The sequence below is a fragment of the Planococcus sp. VCh962 genome (genome assembly GCF_057748275.1).
Genome location: NZ_JBYLHS010000002.1, coordinates 170390 through 188010 on the forward strand (window position 1 = coordinate 170390; position 17621 = coordinate 188010).

Genomic DNA, 17621 nt, shown 5'->3' on the forward strand with positions numbered 1-17621 from the left:
ATTTAAAGACAATTTCTATTTTACACCATTTTTGGTAAAGGAAAGTTCCCTTTTAGCTGTTTCTAAACAATCTTACGAATAAAGATCTCAAAATACTGTGCATCATTAGTTGAATCGGCTTTTCTGCCCTTATAGAAAAACACCTCCATTCTTCCGTTGAAACGGCAGTGGAGGTGTTTTTCCTTGATTCATTTTAATGGACCCCATCACCGAGTGAGGCCAGTTTTTTCCTGCTATTGCTTTTTCATCTGGCCTTTATTGGTCACGACTGTATAGTTGCCGAACTCGTTGATGCTGAGGGTAAACGTACCCCCGTTCAATTCGCCTTGGATGATCTTCCATTTTCCTTTGGCGTCTTCTCGCGCACCGAACTGGATTTTGACAGCTGTTGTATCAAAAGCCAAGGTGGCACTTGAAGTGAAACGAACAGGGATTTCTTTTCCTTCCGCATCGGTAATGGCCATATTGATCTGGTTTGTCAGTGCCGGGCGGTTATCCACTGCCGCCGCATCGTCCACTGCCAGTGCCAATGTGAAGCCTGCACCGGCTGCATCCGCCAGCTGCTGCAAGTTTGCTGCAGAAAGCGTCAAATCCGCTGTCGGCAAGTCGATTAATAGATCTTTGCCGCTTTCCAGCAATTTGTCCACAGTGCCTTCAGAGAATCTGATATCCAATGTACCGTCTTCGTCAAATTCGCCTGCTTTGATGACGGCTGTTTCGCCCGTCATGTCCGGGTCCGCTTGCTGTTCACCAGGTACAACCGGATCCGCGAAAGTGATTTGTGCAAGCAATGGATCATGGTCAGATGCACGGCCGTGCTGTTCCATGAACATCGAATTGATGTGGACCATATCCAGTTCTGTCCGGTCCGCCAAGTTGTTTGTCACCAGCAAATGGTCAAGAACTTGCGAGTTGCCTTGGTAGTAATAAGAGAAACGGTCTTCCAGCGGCACATCTTCGACTTTGTTCGTCAAAATGTTGCCTTTCAACGCTTCAAGAGCCGGTGTGAATTCAAAATCGTTCATGTCACCAGCGACGATGACATTCAAGTCAGGATCTTGTGCCAGCCCTTCTTCAATAAAACCGTTGATCGCTGTGGCAAGTTCGATGCGTTCTTCTTCAGATCCCAGGAACGGCGGTTGGTTCTGACCGAACAACGGCTGATCTCCGCCTTTGGAATTCAAATGGGCGCCGATGACCACCACTTGCTCACCTTGGAATTCAAATTGTGCCGCTACCGGTTTGCGGGTATTCGGCATTGGAATCGGCTGGATGCGGCCCGGGTTGAGTGACAATTCGCCGTTCACCCATTCTGTATCCTGTGTGGCTGTCCCTTTTGTGCCTTCAGAAAGAGTCACACGTTTCGGATTGTAAAGATAGCCGACGCGGATGTTCCCGCCCGGCGCTCCGCCGTCCTGATTGTATTCAGGGGCAATATCGGTCCAAGCGTAAGTTGGGCCACCTGCTTTTTCGATTGCCGCGATCAAGCGCTCATAGCTTGCTGTGGCATCGCTATTGCCGGAAGCTGTAGGGCCATCGTTGTCCTGTACTTCGACCAGTGTGATGATGTCCGGTGAGTTCAAGTCATTGACGAATGATTCAGCGATGCGCTGTGCTTTTGCATCGGATGTGTGGCTTGGATCTGCTGAGAAGTTTTCGACGTTGTAAGCTGCTACCGTCAATTTGTCTTCTGCATTTTCGATCCATGTCTGTTCCGGTTTTGTTCCGCCATCAACGATTGCTGGTAATTCACTTTCCTGTGTCCAAATCTGATAGTTGCCGAAGCCGTAGCCAAGAACCCCAACAGGCGTTCCGGCGAAGGTATCACCTGCTTTGGCGATGACCTTATCTCCAGTGGTGACGGTGATGCGTTCCGGGTTGTAGTCATCTTCAGATAAAAGGACGCCGCCTTGTTTATGGAAATCGTTGTTTGTTGCGTTTTTCGATACGACGAACACTTCACCGTAATCCTGCGGTCCGACGATTTGTGCGTCGGCTACGCCAACACGCATCAATTCAAGGGATTCCCAGAAATCAATGCCGTCTTCTTCCGGATTGAAAAGAGCCAATTCGTCATTGTCGATATTCTGTGCCGGCGGGAAAACGTCTTCCCCGATTATCAATGGTTCAGGCAGTGCTGCTGTTCCCTCTTTGACAACTTCCGTTGAGCGGATGCGGGTAAGCGGAAGGTCATTGTCTCGCATATCGGAATAACCTTTATAGAACCATTCCTCCACGGTGCCGGCAACCGTCACCACGTCACCCACTTTGAATGAAGTGCTGGCGCTTGCTTTGTTGACGATGATCGCTTCAGAAGTCTTCCAGTCACCATCATCGTTTGAATCCTGGATGACAAAATTCGCTCCATTATAGAAATGCGTGATGACGCCTGTGATTTCATTCACCAATACGTTTTCGTAGTTCGAGTAATGATCTTTCCCTTGGATATCACGGATTTTCAGATCCGCGTTTTTCAGTACGGTGTAGTCGAATGTGAAGACTTCAGACGTTTCTGCACCGACTGCGATGGCTTTGATGGCCACATCTTCTGTCAAGGTGATGGGTGCAGTGTACCGGGTGCTTTCAGCTGTTGGCGCTGAGCCGTCAAGCGTATAATAGATTTCTGCATTTTCCCAGCCCGATTGCAGCGTGATGGCCGTTCCCTGGGAAACGACGCCCGGGAAGACATCCGTGTAGACGGCTGGTTTGTTGACCAGTTCAAAGCTTTCGACACCAAGTGTTTTCACTTGGTAGGTGCTGTTGAATTTAGAAGCGATTCCGGATACATGGATCAAATCGCCTTCTTTGTATTGCTGAGTAAAGCGGTCAAACGTCAAGCCGTTGCGGTTGTCGTTGCGGACAACGACCGTTTCACCGTTTTCAGCTTTTGCTGTGAACTCGAAAGTGCCATAGCTATTTACTGACTGCAGGTCCGTGATCACCACATTTTGGAGTTCGATCAATTCACCTTGCGTTTCTTCATTGACTCCAGCTGGCGTAAGGTTTTGGACAGCCGGAAGTTCGTTGTTTGAAGAAATTACTTCTATTATATCGGGCTGCAATTGAAGCTCGCCGGAATACTCGGATACCGAGCCCACGAGGCGCAAGTTATCGCCAGGCGCTACAGTTGCACTCGTTGTATAAACATAAATTCCGGCTGTTTCGTCCTGGATGTAAAATGCCTTGCCTCCCCAGAAACCGGTGCCGGTCGTAACCGTGCCTTCAACTGAAATCAGTTTGCCAGGCATGGAGCGTGCTTCGGCAAGTGTTTCAACCGCAGTCGCTTCAGGCGGTGCTTCACCTTCTGAAAGGTTCGTGTAAGCTGTCGGGGATTTTAATCCCGCTGTTGAGAAATAAGCTTCGAGCGAACCCGTAATTGTTACCTGGGCTTTGAAGTTTGCTGGATTGTCCATTAAATTCAATGCTGTACGAATCGAACCTGATGGCAATTGCACCGGCAAAATTTTCGCAGGATCGGTTTCATCCGGCGAGTCCGCCAATCCTAAATTTGTTGCACTGGCAAAAGGTGCTTCTTGGTCGTAGCTCGTCCCGCTGTTGGCGGTTCCGACGATATACCCTTTCACTGTCGCTGTTCCTGAATTATTCGCAATCGCTTCCGCTACCGTAATCGGTTCTGCAGCATTGGCTGTCGCCATATACGGCAAGACAGCGGATAAAGCCAGTAAAAGACTTAGAAAAATCTTACTGAAGGCATTCTTCGTCAAATCGCTCCACTCCTTGGGATTTTATTAGATACTGACATAATTATACTAAATAATTGTAAACGTTTTCTAAATTTACTGTATACTTTTATATTTTTGCCCAATCGTTTCATATTATTTGTAATATTTGGATTAATCTAATTTCCGTTGTTTAGAAATAGAATAAATAAAAAAAAGACTGGACCAAAAGCCATAGGTAATAGCCTTTCATCCAGCTCTATTCTGTTTTTTGTGGCATTTATGTGGTTAGGAATTAGAAATTGTTTGCCTGCCATACATCACCAATCACCAAATCGCTTCGGCCCATTCAGGATGGTCAATGAATGGATTGCGGTTTCCTTGGATGTCTTCGATTTTTTCGTTGCGCTGCCGTTCCCAGTCGCTGACCGGATCTTGCTCATGCCATTCCAGCAAAACCGACAGCTTGCCGTGGCAAGGCGAAGAACCGTTGTTCAATTGTTCGTTCAGCTCCAGGTCCACCGGGTCGCCCGGTTCATAGCGCACTGCCATATAAAACAGCATACGTGCGACATCGCCTTTTACTTCATTCGGCGGCTCCCATGAAGTGGATGTGCGCAAACAGCCATCGCAGCCGCTGACTGTGCTGCCGCCGTAATCAAAATCGAGGTTGCCCCGTGATCCGTTCACTTGGACATCCGTCGGGCGCAGATGATGGATATCGGTGCCTGCTCCCATCGCTGTACCAAAATCGCCATGCGATTTCGCCCACACGTGTTCGCGGTTCCAGTCGCCGACATTGCCGCCATTCAATGATTTGGAGCGTGATTCACCGCTGTACAGCAAGATGACGTTGTTCGGATTATTCGGGTCTTCATCGGTCACTTTCAGCGCATCCCATACTTGTGAGTAGCTGAGCTGTTGATGGCTATCGATAATTTCATGCAGTTCCGCTTTCAAAGCTTCCCCCTGCAAGCCGTTCGCCGTTTCGTAATAGCCTTCTGCCGCTGGAGCTTCCGCCGTCACCGTTACCGAAAACGACTGGGTGACGCTTCGCGTGCCATCGCTTGCCGTCACCCCGACAATATGGGAGCCTTCCGGCAAATTGAGTGTCAAAGTCGATCCTGTAATCGTCCCTTTGGTGGCGGAGAATGACAGGCTCTGCCCTTCGGGATCCGTGAAATAATTCCGCAACTCGTATTGTAGGCTCTCACCCGCTTGGACTTGTTCATTGGCAAAAGTCTTTGTGGCGACCGGCGCTCCGTCCGGTGCCGCAGCACCTCCTGCCATCACATGCGCGCCCAGATGGCTGAACGTATTCGACGGATAAGACGTCCACTGTGCCGAAGGCTGGAATGCATCGCTCACCACACGGTCGCCTGTTGTCACTTCCGCATTCCGCACTAGCGTGACGTTTTCGAGATTATTGACGCGTGCACCTGCCTGGCCGATGGAATCGATTGCTGCACCACTTTTCTCCAGCACCAGTGCATCGTCTCCATTAAAGTTAACGACGCTGTCATTCCTGAGATCACCTTCAGCTGCGATTGAAGCGGCTGCACTGCCGTGATAAACGACAAGGGTTTCGCCATTCGCCAATGTGCCGGATAAATTCACTTCGCTTTGCGGATACGTGCTGCCATTCGAATAAAGCACCAGCGAGTACGAACTTAAATTGACTGCTGCACCGGTGCCGTTGTATAGCTCGACCGCTTTGTTCATGCTGCTACCTTCAATGTATTCCGAAATTAAAAGATCACTAGCTGTTGCAGCCGCTTGAACTTTTGTTTGCGAACCGGGCAGCCATAGACTGGCAGCCAACCCGAATGACAGCAAAATTTTCACTGGTTTGTTCCATTTCTTTTGGGCCATGTTGTTGTGTTCCTCCTCTTTTCCATGAAATAGTCTCATTTAAACTTGCAGCTCTATTGACGTTCCCCAGCAACGCTTCTAATTGTAAATTATTAGTAGAAAAAATGTTATTTACAATTTTTGTTATTCTCTACTTTGACTTTATCGAATCCTCTCCGCTCCGTCAACGCTATTTCAAAAGACTTACATAATCTTAATAGAACAAATAAAAGCCCCGCAGAGAAAAAGTCTCTGCAGGGCTACCTCGCTTATTTCCCACTCATCGGCTCAGCAATCGCTCCCATGAATAAAATCAATCCGGTTTCCACATCTTCAATGGTGATAAAGAATGGCCGGTTTACTTGCATCTCAAACGGTTCTTCGTCGGGTCCGGAAGATTCCACCGTAATCGCCGTCAAGGCAGCCGCTTCTGTTCCTTCTTCATCCACCTTCAGATACGTTTTTTGCTTTACCACATCGATGTAGAACGAGCCAGCGCCTTCAACCATCTTCGTGAATTCCGCCTTCGGCCCGAATGCTGCTGCCATGCCGAGCTTCTGCAAAGGTTCATTCAATCCTACTTCATAATCCAGTTCGAATTTAGGGAAATGGAGCATTCCAAACCGTTCCCGAAAAGCCGAATTCCATTTGTCCCAATTTCCGCTCGTCAAGGTCTCTTCAAATTGCGTCAGTGTGGAGTCTTTTTTCGGCAGAAATACCTTCATGCGCATTTCCCCTTCGCCGTAAGGCAAAGATACCGCCTGGAATTTATCTGTTTCCAAGTAAGGCAGCGTTTCACTGAGCTCCATGAGCGGCACCGCCTTTACCGAACCGCCTTCCAAATGAAAGTCCTTTTCTGCTGTATGGTCCGCTTCAAATGGATACTGCCAATCCCCTTTAAAGTAAATGGCATTCAGCAGCATCGCTACCAGGTTCGGATCCAGAGGGTCTTCCGTTATTTCCTCAATCTTGCCGTTTGTCGATTGTTTCACCCAATTGTTGATTCTTTTTGCGGAACCGCTGTCCATGACATCCATTTCTTCAACCTCCGCATTGAAATAATCCACGTTATTCTTCGCAAAATCTTGCTGGAATTGATATTCCCCGTTCAGCCAAATCGAATTAGCTATATTCAACTGAATCGCTTCCGTCTCGCTGTAAAGCTGATTTATCAGCGACGCATTCGCCCGGTTCAATTCATCCCTTTCCATTCCCGAAACCTCCAGAACCTCCGCCATTTCCTCTTTCGTCACGCCATCTGCCCCGTTATAAACCATCGATACCGCCATAAACAAACTGGCAGAAGAAATAAAGCGGTTTCCTTCGTTGTTCGGTTCAATGACCGGCAGCAGCTTCCAGCCCAGCTCATTGCTCGGTGCGACGATTTTCTGGTAATCATTCTTTCCGTACTCCACTCTCTCCGATATCTTCAGCGACCCCGAAGTGCCATCCGGCACCGATGTACCGCATCCAACTAACAATAATATGGATAAGATCCAAAATAACTTTTGCAATAGTATCCCTCCTTTTTCCATTAGACTGGATAAAAGAGGAAAAGTTACATTTAAAAGTATCAATCTTTACTTCTTTTGAAGATAGCGTGCTGAACATGGGTACCATCAGCCATCATTGCTCGAATAGGTATACTTACCCGGCGATTCAAAAATGAAGATATACAAAAAGCCATACCTAAAAACCATCAAGGTTTCTAAGTATGGCTATTTTAAAGTAATGGAAGGAAATAAATAACTCATTTCCCACCCCGGAATATGGGTAAGCTATTCCGCTAAACCACATGATTTTCTAATTGCTATTGCTTAATGAAAATCTGCGTATGGTAGTAGCCATAACTTCCGCCTTTGTATGTGCCGATTCCTATATGCGTATAGTCGCTGCTCAGGATATTACCTCTGTGCCCTGGGCTGTTCATCCAGCTCTTCATGACTGCTTCCGGTGTCTGCTGGCCAGCAGCAATATTTTCCCCTGCTCGGCTATACGAGATGTCAGCACGCTCTAATTGGTCACTATACATGCCAAGTGTCGGCGATTTGTGATCGAAGTAACGATTGTCCGCCATATCCTTTGATTTTATAATCGCCAGATTCTGTACACCTTGATGCGATTTCAAAGCAGGAACGCCAGCTTTGGCACGTTCTTTATTAACTAAAACCAGCACTTCCGCCATGAATGCCGTTTCACCCGCTACCGCAGGAGGGGTTTGGGGAGCGGCTGGCTTCTTGGACTCCAAAATTCGGTGAATGAACACCGCCATCTGAGCTCTCGTGACTTTTTGATACGGACTGAACGTCGAAGCAGTTGTACCGGCAGTGATGCCGTTAGCGACCAGTGTATCTATGTAGGAATAGAAAGAGTTTGTAACGGCTACGTCTTTGAATGCTTTAATCTTTGAACTGGACCCTTGCAACTCAAATGCCTTTACAAGAATCTTCGCAATCTGTGCACGTGTCGCCGGCTGCTGGGGATTGAATTTCTCTGCTTTCGCAAAGACGCCAAGATCCACTAAAGCCGCAATTTCTGCGTATCCGGAAGTATTAGGAGAAACATCCGCAAACTTTGGATCCGGTCGATTCTTCGTTGAAATTTCCATGGTCCGCACAATCATCATTGCGCTCTGGGCACGTGTGACTGAACCTGTCGGACTGAACGTTCCGTTTAGATTTCCTTGAATGATATTCTTACTGGCTAGTTCCGTTATTTCCTGATGCGCCCAATGGGAAGTAGGGACATCCGAGAAAGCGGCGGCAGCTTGAGAAGCTTTCGGAATAGCAGGGAAAATGATTACCGCAGCTAAGAATACTAAAATGAATTTTTTGATTGAAGAAAATGACCTTTGATTCATACAAATCTCCTTCTATAAGAACGGGGATTATAATAAAATTATTAGTTCTTATAAATTTATTTTTTCAGAATAACATTACTTTGTCAATTTTGCACTTGAATCAACAAATCGTTACGCAAATAGTACTTAGAATCTTCCTTTTGACGTAAACCTGATCAACCGTCATTTCATCGCTGATTGATTTCTTTTTAACGATTCAGAAGAAGCACATCTTATTCAATACGATAAACTAGACGGCAAGTTCTGTGGCTTCTGTATTTTCTCTATTGAACTTGCCGTACAGCGTACACTATATAAAAAAACCTTCCAACCGATTACTCGGCGGGAAGGTCTCTTCTATTGTTAAACTAAATTTTTTTATCTACAATACTACCGCTCGCAAGCAATCAAATCTTTATCACGGTCGCTTTTCTTGTTTGCATCATACAATGCCTGAGAAACGTGCGGCTTGTATTTCGTTTTTCCACCTTTGTTTTTCACTTTTGAAGATCGGGCAATGCCGCCTGGATAGACTTTGTTGATTTCTTTACAGTTGGCATACGTCTTCGCTTTTGTACCTGCAGCATCTGCCGGCATCGGTGCCGCGCTAATTGTGAAGCTAAGCGCTACCATCAACGATAAGGCTGCAAAACTAAGTTTCTTCATCTTCATGTCCCCCTCTCCCATTTTATTTTCACTTTGTGTTTATTGCTGACAATACTGAGGGAAAGATAGCCTTCCCTCAAGCACCGTTCGCTTACATATTATACCAAGTATTTCTACCTATGACTATAGTCATTAGAAACATATAAGATAATTCATTAAATGAACTCTTTATTTTATGCACTTAATAATCATTTTTTAGTTCCTATTTTCTTATAGCAATCCGTTATCTCCACTTTCTTACTCCTTGAATAACTAGTGCAATAATTGTGCATTTGAAAATGAATTGCTCGCCAAAGTGACAAAAAAGTGTGAAATGCTAGGCAAAACGCACCGCCCTGGAAAAACGGCTCGAGAAGCTGCAGGCGGACTTCGCGAAGCACAGCGAGGCCAGCGGCACAGACGACGTTCAGGACGTGGTCGAGCAACTAGACCGGCTGCCGGAACGGCACCCCTCGTCCTGGACGACGCGACCGCCGAAGTGCTGGTCATCCGGCTGAAGGAGAACGGCGGAAAGCTCGCAATCCTGTCTGCCGAAGGCGATTTGCTTGAGAAGCTGAAAGGCAAAGGAGCAGATCCGGTGAAGGTCGACATCTTCCTGAAAGCCTACAGCGGCGACCCGCTCCGAGTGGACCGCATCGGACGCCCGACAGAGCGGCTGGAGCAGCCGCTGCTCACGATCTGCCTGTCCGCCCAGCCCGCCATTATTCAGTGCCTGCCGGAGGCGCTGCATGGGCGCGGATTCATCGCCCGGTTCCTGTTCTCGGTGCCGGAGGATTTCATCGGTTACCGCAACCCGGACGCCCCGGTGGTCTCGAAGGACGTGAAGGCGGCCTACGGGGAACTCCTGGAAAAGATGCTGGACTTTTCACCCGAGAAGCCGATCACGCTGCGCCTGGACGAAGCGGGCCGGCGGCTCCTGAGCCGCTTCCAGCACGACATCGGGAAGGAGGCCTCCTGCACGTCGCTTACCACTCCGGCACAGGATGTGACATGGCGGACATTCCCACTGTCATCAGCCGCGAAACGCTGGCTGCCGCGTTCCGGCTGGAAGATTATTTCATCCGCCATGCCGAGAAAGCGTTCGGCCTGATGCGGCAGAACGGCGCCCAGACCGATGCGCTGCTTGTCCTGCATAAGCTGTTGAAGGAAGAGGGACCCATCGTCAGCCGGCAGGCAATCTGGCAGAAGACGCGCAAGACGATTGGGACCGCCGGGCGGTTGGATGCGGCGTTCCGGGTACTGGAATCGCGCTACTACATCCAGCGCATCCTCGGCGGCAGCACAGGACGGAAGGAGTTCATCTGCCTGAATCCTGTCCTTCTGATGAACCAGTTGAGGGCCTCCTACTGTCCTACTAGAAGAAAAAGCCTAAGAGAGAAGAAGGGTCAGGAGTAGACTGTTCTCTCCCTATCAGCCCTGATAGCAATTGCAAGGATGCCAGCGCTCCTCCCTTATCCAGTATCTCGCTACATCGATCAATTAATAAAGAATTCTTTGACTAAAAGACGATGAGTTTATTTTATGTATGAGACTGTATATCCTGCGGTTCCCTTTACTTTTTGTAGCAGTCCAGGGCAAAAAAGTTGTTATGTTAGAAATCTAGTTTATTCATTCTCAGTTCCTAAAGCTAAAAACGAATGGATTGTCCGAAATAAAGGATCAGATCTTGATAAGCTACTTCCTATTTTGTATCCAACTGAATTAACTAAACTGCGCAGCCAGATGATTAGATGATGACCCTAACAGTAGAAGGGTCATCTTTTTATTTTTAAAATTTGAAAAGTGGGTTTTATCTCATATCTTCCCCTGATTGATGGCTTGTGAATTTAACAGCTTAAATCCCATGTTTCGTTCACTTCCTTCAGTCAATTTGACTCCAAATGGTCTTGATCAAACTGAATGGGAAATCGTGGAATAAATGGGTTGAGACTACGTTTTTAGGAAAGCCATCTTCAGCACTTCCGCAGTTGCACGATTGAGGTGTTCAGTTTATAGAGACAACACATCAGAATCGATGTGGAGAAGTTTTTAATATTTAGCGAGACGATGACGACAGACATTCCCTGTTCCACATCTTTAAAGAACGGCCGGATCAGCTCATAGCTTTCTTTTTCCAAAAGAATACGGCAGCCCTTGCACAGCAGGTTCGTCTCATTGACCACCTTAAGTGAGACGATGTTCACCCGGTTAGCGGATATTCCTTCCCGCTTTCTTGGCCTCTTACTTGTCCTTCGGCATATTCTTTCATCACCTTCTCCATACTTAATTAGAAAAGCACGAACCTCACGAAGGAATTCGCGCCTTATTCTTTGTTACACAATTATAATATCTGCTTGTCTTTGGACTCATTACGAAGAAAATAGAAAAGGCCTCGCAGAGATTTCTCTCCACGAAGCCTTTCTTCCCAATTCAGCACAACAAACTATGAACTAATTTAATAGTATTCGAATTGAGTGGGTAACTGTCACTAATAATTTTTAAATTACTTAACTTTAACAGTTACGTCGTTTTTAAGATCATTGTTTGCAGCATCGTCACCTACAGTTTCACCAGTAGCTTTAGTAGAAACAGTAACAGCGTTGATTGCTGGTGAAGAAGTAAATTTAAATGTTGATACCGGGCCATTAGCAATAAAGATATCTGTTCCAGCATCATAAAGTGCATTGTTATTTACATCTACATAAGTAGGAGTAGCTGCAACGTCATCTTCAGTTCCAAGTACTTCATCTACACCAGCACCTGTAGCAGAACCTTGTTCAATTAGAGCATCTAGGTTCACCAGATACTTACCAACGTCAGAACCAGAACCTTCAGTGACAGTAAGGGTAGCATTAGTACCAGTAGCACTAATTGTTTGATTGTTCACTTTGATAACTAGGTCAGATGTAGCAGGTTTTGTTCTTAATGTTTCGCTAAATCCGATTAGTAACTTGTTATCAGCAGTTAAAGAACCAGAGTTCAATACTGGCTTAACGTTATCGTCAACGTCTACAGTTCCTCTGTAAGAATTCAACAACTCACCATTCAATGATTTAATGTTTGCTACTGTAAATACTGCAGCTTGGTCAGTTTTTTCAATTGATCCAGCAGGCAAGGTAATAGTAGCTGTATCTTGTGCAGCATCCAATACAATTGTTGTTCCTGCAGGAAGTGGTTTTCCACCTAATGTGTAGTTAGCTACATCAGTAGCAGAGTTAGCAACCGCTCCACCTTTAACTGCTCTGCCAAATTCAACAGTAATTACGTTTGAATTAACTGTAGCTGGAAGATTGCCGCTTGGCAAGCTAAAAGTAGTTGCTCCTGCACCAAAGTTAATAGTGTAGTTGAATGCATTAGATGTATTTCCAGCTTCTGATTGATCTGTTACCAAAGCAGCAGGGAAAGTGAAAGCAAACGTTCCTGACAATTCAGCTGGCTCATCAACAGAATAAGTCACTTTTTTGTCTCCAGCAGCAACGGCATCAGCAGTCAATCCGCCAAGGAAATCAGCAGCTAAAACAGCGACTCCATTTTCGTTAACGATTGTCGGTTCTGCTGGATTAGCGTTTAAAGCTAAAGCTTCACTGAACAACACTTCGATATCAGTAACTTCACCGTCAGCGTTTTTAATTACGTTATAACCAGTTGTAGCTGGCTTAACTGTATCTTGTGTAAGTTTAACAGATTGAGTACCTGCAGCGATTTTGTTACCTAAGCTATCTTGAATTGTAGCTGGCAATACCACTGTAAGTGTTCTGGTTGATTTGTTTGTAAATAAAGTTGCTTCAACAGGAATCAAGAATTGTGTATTGTTCGTGCCTTCTACTACAGTTGCATCAGTTGTTTCAACGTTAGCTAGAGTTTCGTCTTTAACAGGATCTTGAGCATCTGCTAAAGCTGCAGTAACAGAAGCTGCATCCATTGCTTTGCTAAATGTTACAAGGATGTGCTTGTCACCTTGCGCTGAAAGTGTAGCTGTTGGAGCAACAGTATCAACGCTTACGTTGAATGAAGCCGTTGTAGAAACAGTAACATTTCCACCTTTATCAGTAAGGTTGATTAGTTCAACCGTATGAGATTTACCTGCTTCTAAAGAAAGACCTGTAATAGTCGCCGTATCAGTACCATTGAAGTTAACAGTTACATATGAACCGTTCACTTTAGCCAAAGCAGACTGGATAGGCTCAGAAGCTTTTACAGTTACGCTGTTTGCAACAGTATTGTTAGTTTTTGCTTCAACACTAGAAATTAGTGGGTTTACTTTATCTTCGTAAGAGAATACTTGTGCAATCTTTTCAGTTGTAACAGCTGGATTAGCTGCAGTTTTAACTGGGTTTACTACAAGAACTCCGTTAGTAACTTCTACTTGACCTGCATTTGCAAATGTTAGAGTAACAGTCTTCTTGTCTGCTCCAAGTTCTGCCAATTGTGGAGAAGTGTTGTTGATTGTATAACGTCCTTCTAATTCAGCATCAGTTTTATCTACTTGTGTAGCAAACTTAACTTCTACTTGAGTAGCGTTAATTGCACTAACAGTAGTTACTTCAGGAGCAACTACAGGAGCTTTATAAGAAACTGTTGTAGTGTAATCCTTGCCATTGAAAGTGAAGGTAATTTTGTTGTCGCCATCGACAAAGTTTTTGCCATGCTCATAAGTGAATTTATCGCCATCGTCAAATGTTACCAAAGCCGAGTCAGCATCCACTGCTACTGCTTTTTCCACTGCTGGAGCTTCATGGTAAACTACTACGTCGTAGTCTACGCCATCAATTGTGACAGGGAATTCGTTTTTACCAATTTTAAGGCGGTCTGCTTCTTTAAGGTTGATTGTGTGTTTTTCGCCGTCAGTCAATGTTACAACGATTTGTAGAGAGTTAATCGCCTTTGTTGATTCAACTGCAAGATCTTTTTCTGGCAATTCGATCAAGTCTTTAACAGCGTATACGAATTTAGCGAAATCTCCGCGTTTGATGTTGTTGTCAGTACCGAATTTAGTAGCAGAAACACCGTTAGTAACTTCTTTAGCTAACAATGCAGCTACTGCGTCTTTGTAACGGTCAGGAACGTCAGAGAACTTAACGTCAGCCGCAGAACCTTCTGGCAAGTCGAAAGCTTTTGCGAACATGATTGCAGCGTCGCCACGTTTGATTGGCTGATCCCAGCCGAATTTAGTAGCAGAAGTACCGTTGATTACGCCAGCTTCTTTAAGAGAGTTTACAGCGATTGCTCCACGTTTAGGAACATCAGTGAAACCTGAAGCTTTAGCAGTATCGCTCATTAGGCCAGCTGCTTTAGCAATTACGATTGCAGCATCGCCGCGAGTGATTTGAGAAGAAATTCCGAATTGAGTTTCAGAAACCCCAACTGCGAAGTTGTTTTCAACTAAGAATGAAACTGCATCTGTATATGATTTAGGAACATCCGTGAATGCTGCTGTAGTTGCTTCGCTAGCGAATGCTGTTGGAACTACTGCTGATGCAACGATTGTAGCTGTTGCTGCCGTAGCGATAAATTTCTTGTAAGACTTTGATTGGTAAGCCATTGTGTGTAATTCCTCCCTTAGATAGGTGTACATTTTGAAAATGTGACTTTTAAACTTAATTCAATTACCCAAATGAAACACAGGTTTACCTAAATTATTCCTAAATGATGTGACGAAAGATAAATGGTGAGAAGTGGAATTTTTGGGTAGTAAGCCTTGTTCTGTTCGGTAACTAAACTCTTTATTACTATATCAAACATATGGAAAATATCAACCATAAAATTAAAAATATATCCAAAAAATTACCTTTCTTTGATAAAATAATACAATTGCATTACAAAATATTTCATCACATAATAAAACTAAATATTCTTTTATGCTTTTAAGCTTACTAAAATGTTAATAAATGGTATAAAATAGAACTTTTCCGCCTTTCTTTGAAAATATTCTGACTTCCATTAATTTGTAAATTGTTGGATTTAATGTTTTTTGATAACATTCTATTGTAATAGGCCCTTTTACCTTGTTTTCTCTAGTCTTTTTCTATTTGTAAGTTTCATTTCATAATGTTTTAGACACGCAAAAAAAAGACTCCCTCAACGAGATGGGAGTCTTTTAGTACTTATTTCTCTGTTATTAAATTTTCTTTCACAACCAGCATTGCGAGAATGGCTGCGACGTAGATGGATACTGCTGGAGCGGTTAAGACATGGCCTGCTGTATAGGCAATACCAAGTGCCAGCAGGAACGCTACTCCGTACAAGATATAAAAATAAGTGAAATGCGTTTTGATGTTGCGGATGAAATGGATCACGTACTTCCCAGCAAACCACACGAGCGGTGCCAGCAAATAGATAAAGCCGAACCAGCCGAATGAATAGAACCAGTCATGGAAATCCATTTCGATCATTTTCGGTGTTTTCCCCGGCAGCGGCTCAGGATAATTCCCTGCAAACCCCATACCGAATACTTGCTGCGGCAGCGGAGAGCTGTAGAAATCGTCACTCATCACTTCCGCATATTTTTCCCGTGAGCTGAAGACCAGGTTCTGGACTTGCTCGTTGGTGATTTCAGGTTTTGCAGCTTCCTGTTCTTCGAAGCCTTCATCCCCTTCTACTAATTCTTCTTCCTGTCCAGGACGCTCCACCGGTTCACCCAAATCAATGCCCAGTGACGTAATATGCGCGAACATATTGCCGAATACCGGGGTATGTGGTGTGATGGCGGCCAAGACTGCCGTTAGAACAAGGGACACCAGTAAATTGGTTTTAATGGTCGCGGTGCGCTGTTTCAGGATCAGCAGCATGATGACACTGCCGATGAGCACCGACAGGAGGACGATCACAATGCCGCCGTAGCCGACTTTCGTTCCAAGCGCCAGCATGCTTGCTGACAATAAGATGAACGGAAGCCATGCCCACGTTTTTTTCCACGAATCGGTTTTTTCGACCGCGTATAATGCCATGATCGGCAAGATAATTGCCATGATGGCGCCGATTTCATTGCCGGCAAAGAACCAGCCGGTAAATCCGGTTTTCGTATGCGAATAATTGGAAAGGCTCGTTCCGGTAACCTGCGCTACCGCAAATACGATTCCGATGATGATACCGGACAGCCAAATATACTGGGTCGTCTTTTTCGCCACATCAAAGTTTGCATCTTTTAATTGGCGGTAAGCCATTATTAATCCTAAGAAGACAATATGGAAGTAGATCACTTTGTTGAAAAACTTCAGTTCCTGGAAAAGGTAATACGGATCTTTTACTTGCAGATTGATCAATACATTGATGACCAGTAATGCGGCTAAGCCGACCAAGTAAAGCGTCAAGATCCGGCTGATTTTGCTTGTTTTCGACAGCCATAACAGCAGGACAAGCATCGCCAACATAAAAACAGCACGGATGATGACTCCGATGGTCAAACTCGTTTCCATTAGAAATATGGACGCAGTCGTCAGGACATCGATAATCGGCTGAAGGACTAAAAAGGCAACGAGAGCCAAAAGAATTTTATTTCTATTCATATCAGAGAATCCTCTTTCTTTTCAGTTGTAGAGTTAAAAACAGTGAGAAGCTGGTCTTTCACTAAATGTTGATCGAATGCTTTAGCCGTTGCCAGAGCGCTTGCTTGATGGTCCGTCAGTGGCTGCATTGCCGCATGTTCCATAGAGGCTGCCAGTTGTCCGGCTTGGCCCGCTTCAAAAAACCAGGCATTTTCATCCGTGGCATAATCTTTCACACCCGGAATGTCGGATACGATGATCGGTTTTGCAGCCGCCATCGCTTCTATTCCTACCAGTCCCAGTGATTCCTGATGGGACGGGAAACAGAAGATGTCCATCGCATTAAAAGCGGCATTCATCTGCGGCTGGGTCAGCATCGGGAGTTTCGTGATCGGCTTTTGCAATGCCGCCGCTTTTTCCTGGAAGCTGGCTTCTTCAGCCCCGGTGCCTGCAACAAGAACATGCAGATTCGGGATATCGGCTTGCCGGGCGGCTTCAAGTAAAGTGTCCCATCCTTTACCGACATCGATACGCGAAATGTAGCCGACAACAAAGGCAGTTTCTGGAATGTTGTGCTGCTTTCGGAAATCCGCACCGATTTCAGGATTGGGATAGAAGATCTTCCGGTCAATCCCTCCTGAAGGGAAAACCGTCACAGCTCCGTTGAAGCCGTATTTCTCTTGAATGGTTTCCTGGTAAAAAGAAGAAGGCACTATGACATGATCGACTTTCTTCATCAATTGTGCCACATCGGGCTGATATTTCGCTTGTGCCGCTGTCTGCGGCAAAACGTCTGTGCCGTGGACATTCAGCACCACCCGAAGATTCGGATAGCGCTGTTTCAGCCAAAGGACCGGTTTCGCATTCTGGGAGGCATAGTGGACATATAAAACTTCCGGCTTAAAAGCCGCTGTCTCTTTGAAAAGACGTAAGACGTATTGTGCGTATCCCGCCAGTTTGCGGATGCGCGAGGTTTGCTTTGACAGCACGACACGCTTTACTTCATGGCCAGCTTCAAGCAGCAATTGTTCGGTTCTGCGGACAAAGACCCCGTAATTCGGGGCCGCTTCGGAAGGATACATATTGGATAATAGCAGGATTCTCAATAAGTTCACCTATTTC

10 protein-coding genes are annotated in these 17621 nt (G+C 45.5%); 2 read left to right on the forward strand and 8 right to left on the reverse strand.

Annotation, left to right across the window (positions count from 1 at the left end):
* Window positions 1-233: 233 nt before the first annotated feature.
* The 5 genes from AC3AQ9_RS08265 to AC3AQ9_RS08285 form a co-directional block, all read right to left on the reverse strand.
* Window positions 234-3725 carry a DUF8508 domain-containing protein gene (locus tag AC3AQ9_RS08265; RefSeq protein ID WP_488306992.1) on the reverse strand — a complete coding sequence of 1164 codons (3492 nt, stop codon included), beginning with the start codon at window positions 3723-3725 and terminating at the stop codon, window positions 234-236.
* A 282-nt stretch (window positions 3726-4007) separates the two neighbouring features.
* A complete protein-coding gene (locus AC3AQ9_RS08270) occupies window positions 4008-5552 on the reverse strand; it encodes an endonuclease (protein ID WP_488306993.1) in 1545 nt (514 codons plus the stop codon).
* Between the two features lie 248 nt (window positions 5553-5800).
* A complete protein-coding gene (locus AC3AQ9_RS08275; protein WP_488306994.1) occupies window positions 5801-7045 on the reverse strand; it encodes a serpin family protein in 1245 nt (414 codons plus the stop codon).
* A gap of 296 nt (window positions 7046-7341) precedes the next feature.
* Window positions 7342-8391 (reverse strand): S-layer homology domain-containing protein, encoded by a 1050-nt coding sequence (locus AC3AQ9_RS08280; protein WP_488306995.1) that lies wholly within the window; start codon window positions 8389-8391, stop codon window positions 7342-7344.
* Window positions 8392-8760: 369 nt separating this feature from the next.
* Window positions 8761-9036: an excalibur calcium-binding domain-containing protein gene (locus AC3AQ9_RS08285; RefSeq protein WP_488306996.1), complete on the reverse strand. Its 276-nt coding sequence runs from the start codon at window positions 9034-9036 to the stop codon at window positions 8761-8763.
* 283 nt (window positions 9037-9319) lie between these two features.
* On the opposite strand from AC3AQ9_RS08285, the gene AC3AQ9_RS08290 reads away from it, so the two are divergent.
* Together AC3AQ9_RS08290 and AC3AQ9_RS08295 are read left to right on the forward strand one after the other, a co-directional pair.
* Window positions 9320-10126: a DUF3987 domain-containing protein gene (locus AC3AQ9_RS08290; protein ID WP_488306997.1), complete on the forward strand. Its 807-nt coding sequence runs from the start codon at window positions 9320-9322 to the stop codon at window positions 10124-10126.
* On the forward strand, window positions 10027-10431 hold the full coding sequence (locus AC3AQ9_RS08295) for a hypothetical protein (RefSeq protein ID WP_488306998.1): 405 nt from the start codon (window positions 10027-10029) through the stop codon (window positions 10429-10431). The genes AC3AQ9_RS08290 and AC3AQ9_RS08295 overlap by 100 nt, the downstream gene beginning before the upstream one ends.
* A gap of 1087 nt (window positions 10432-11518) precedes the next feature.
* Here AC3AQ9_RS08295 and AC3AQ9_RS08300 read toward each other — a convergent pair.
* From AC3AQ9_RS08300 to AC3AQ9_RS08310, 3 genes are all read right to left on the reverse strand, one after another.
* Window positions 11519-14557 (reverse strand): S-layer homology domain-containing protein, encoded by a 3039-nt coding sequence (locus AC3AQ9_RS08300; protein ID WP_488306999.1) that lies wholly within the window; start codon window positions 14555-14557, stop codon window positions 11519-11521.
* Window positions 14558-15119: 562 nt separating this feature from the next.
* On the reverse strand, window positions 15120-16520 hold the full coding sequence (locus tag AC3AQ9_RS08305) for an O-antigen ligase family protein (protein ID WP_488307000.1): 1401 nt from the start codon (window positions 16518-16520) through the stop codon (window positions 15120-15122).
* Window positions 16517-17614, reverse strand: coding sequence for a glycosyltransferase family 4 protein (locus AC3AQ9_RS08310; protein ID WP_488307001.1), 1098 nt, complete (start codon window positions 17612-17614; stop codon window positions 16517-16519). Before AC3AQ9_RS08310 ends, AC3AQ9_RS08305 begins: the two co-directional genes overlap by 4 nt.
* Window positions 17615-17621 lie beyond the last annotated feature (7 nt).

Bases quoted from the DNA above. Each gene is read 5' to 3' on its own strand.
- AC3AQ9_RS08270 (WP_488306993.1), bottom strand. From the start codon at position 5,552: ATGGCCCAAAAGAAATGGAACAAACCAGTGAAAATTTTGCTGTCATTC.
- AC3AQ9_RS08280 (WP_488306995.1), bottom strand. From the start codon at position 8,391: ATGAATCAAAGGTCATTTTCTTCAATCAAAAAATTCATTTTAGTATTC.
- AC3AQ9_RS08285 (WP_488306996.1), bottom strand. From the start codon at position 9,036: ATGAAGAAACTTAGTTTTGCAGCCTTATCGTTGATGGTAGCGCTTAGC.
- AC3AQ9_RS08295 (WP_488306998.1), top strand. From the start codon at position 10,027: ATGGCGGACATTCCCACTGTCATCAGCCGCGAAACGCTGGCTGCCGCG.
- AC3AQ9_RS08300 (WP_488306999.1), bottom strand. From the start codon at position 14,557: ATGGCTTACCAATCAAAGTCTTACAAGAAATTTATCGCTACGGCAGCA.
- AC3AQ9_RS08305 (WP_488307000.1), bottom strand. From the start codon at position 16,520: ATGAATAGAAATAAAATTCTTTTGGCTCTCGTTGCCTTTTTAGTCCTT.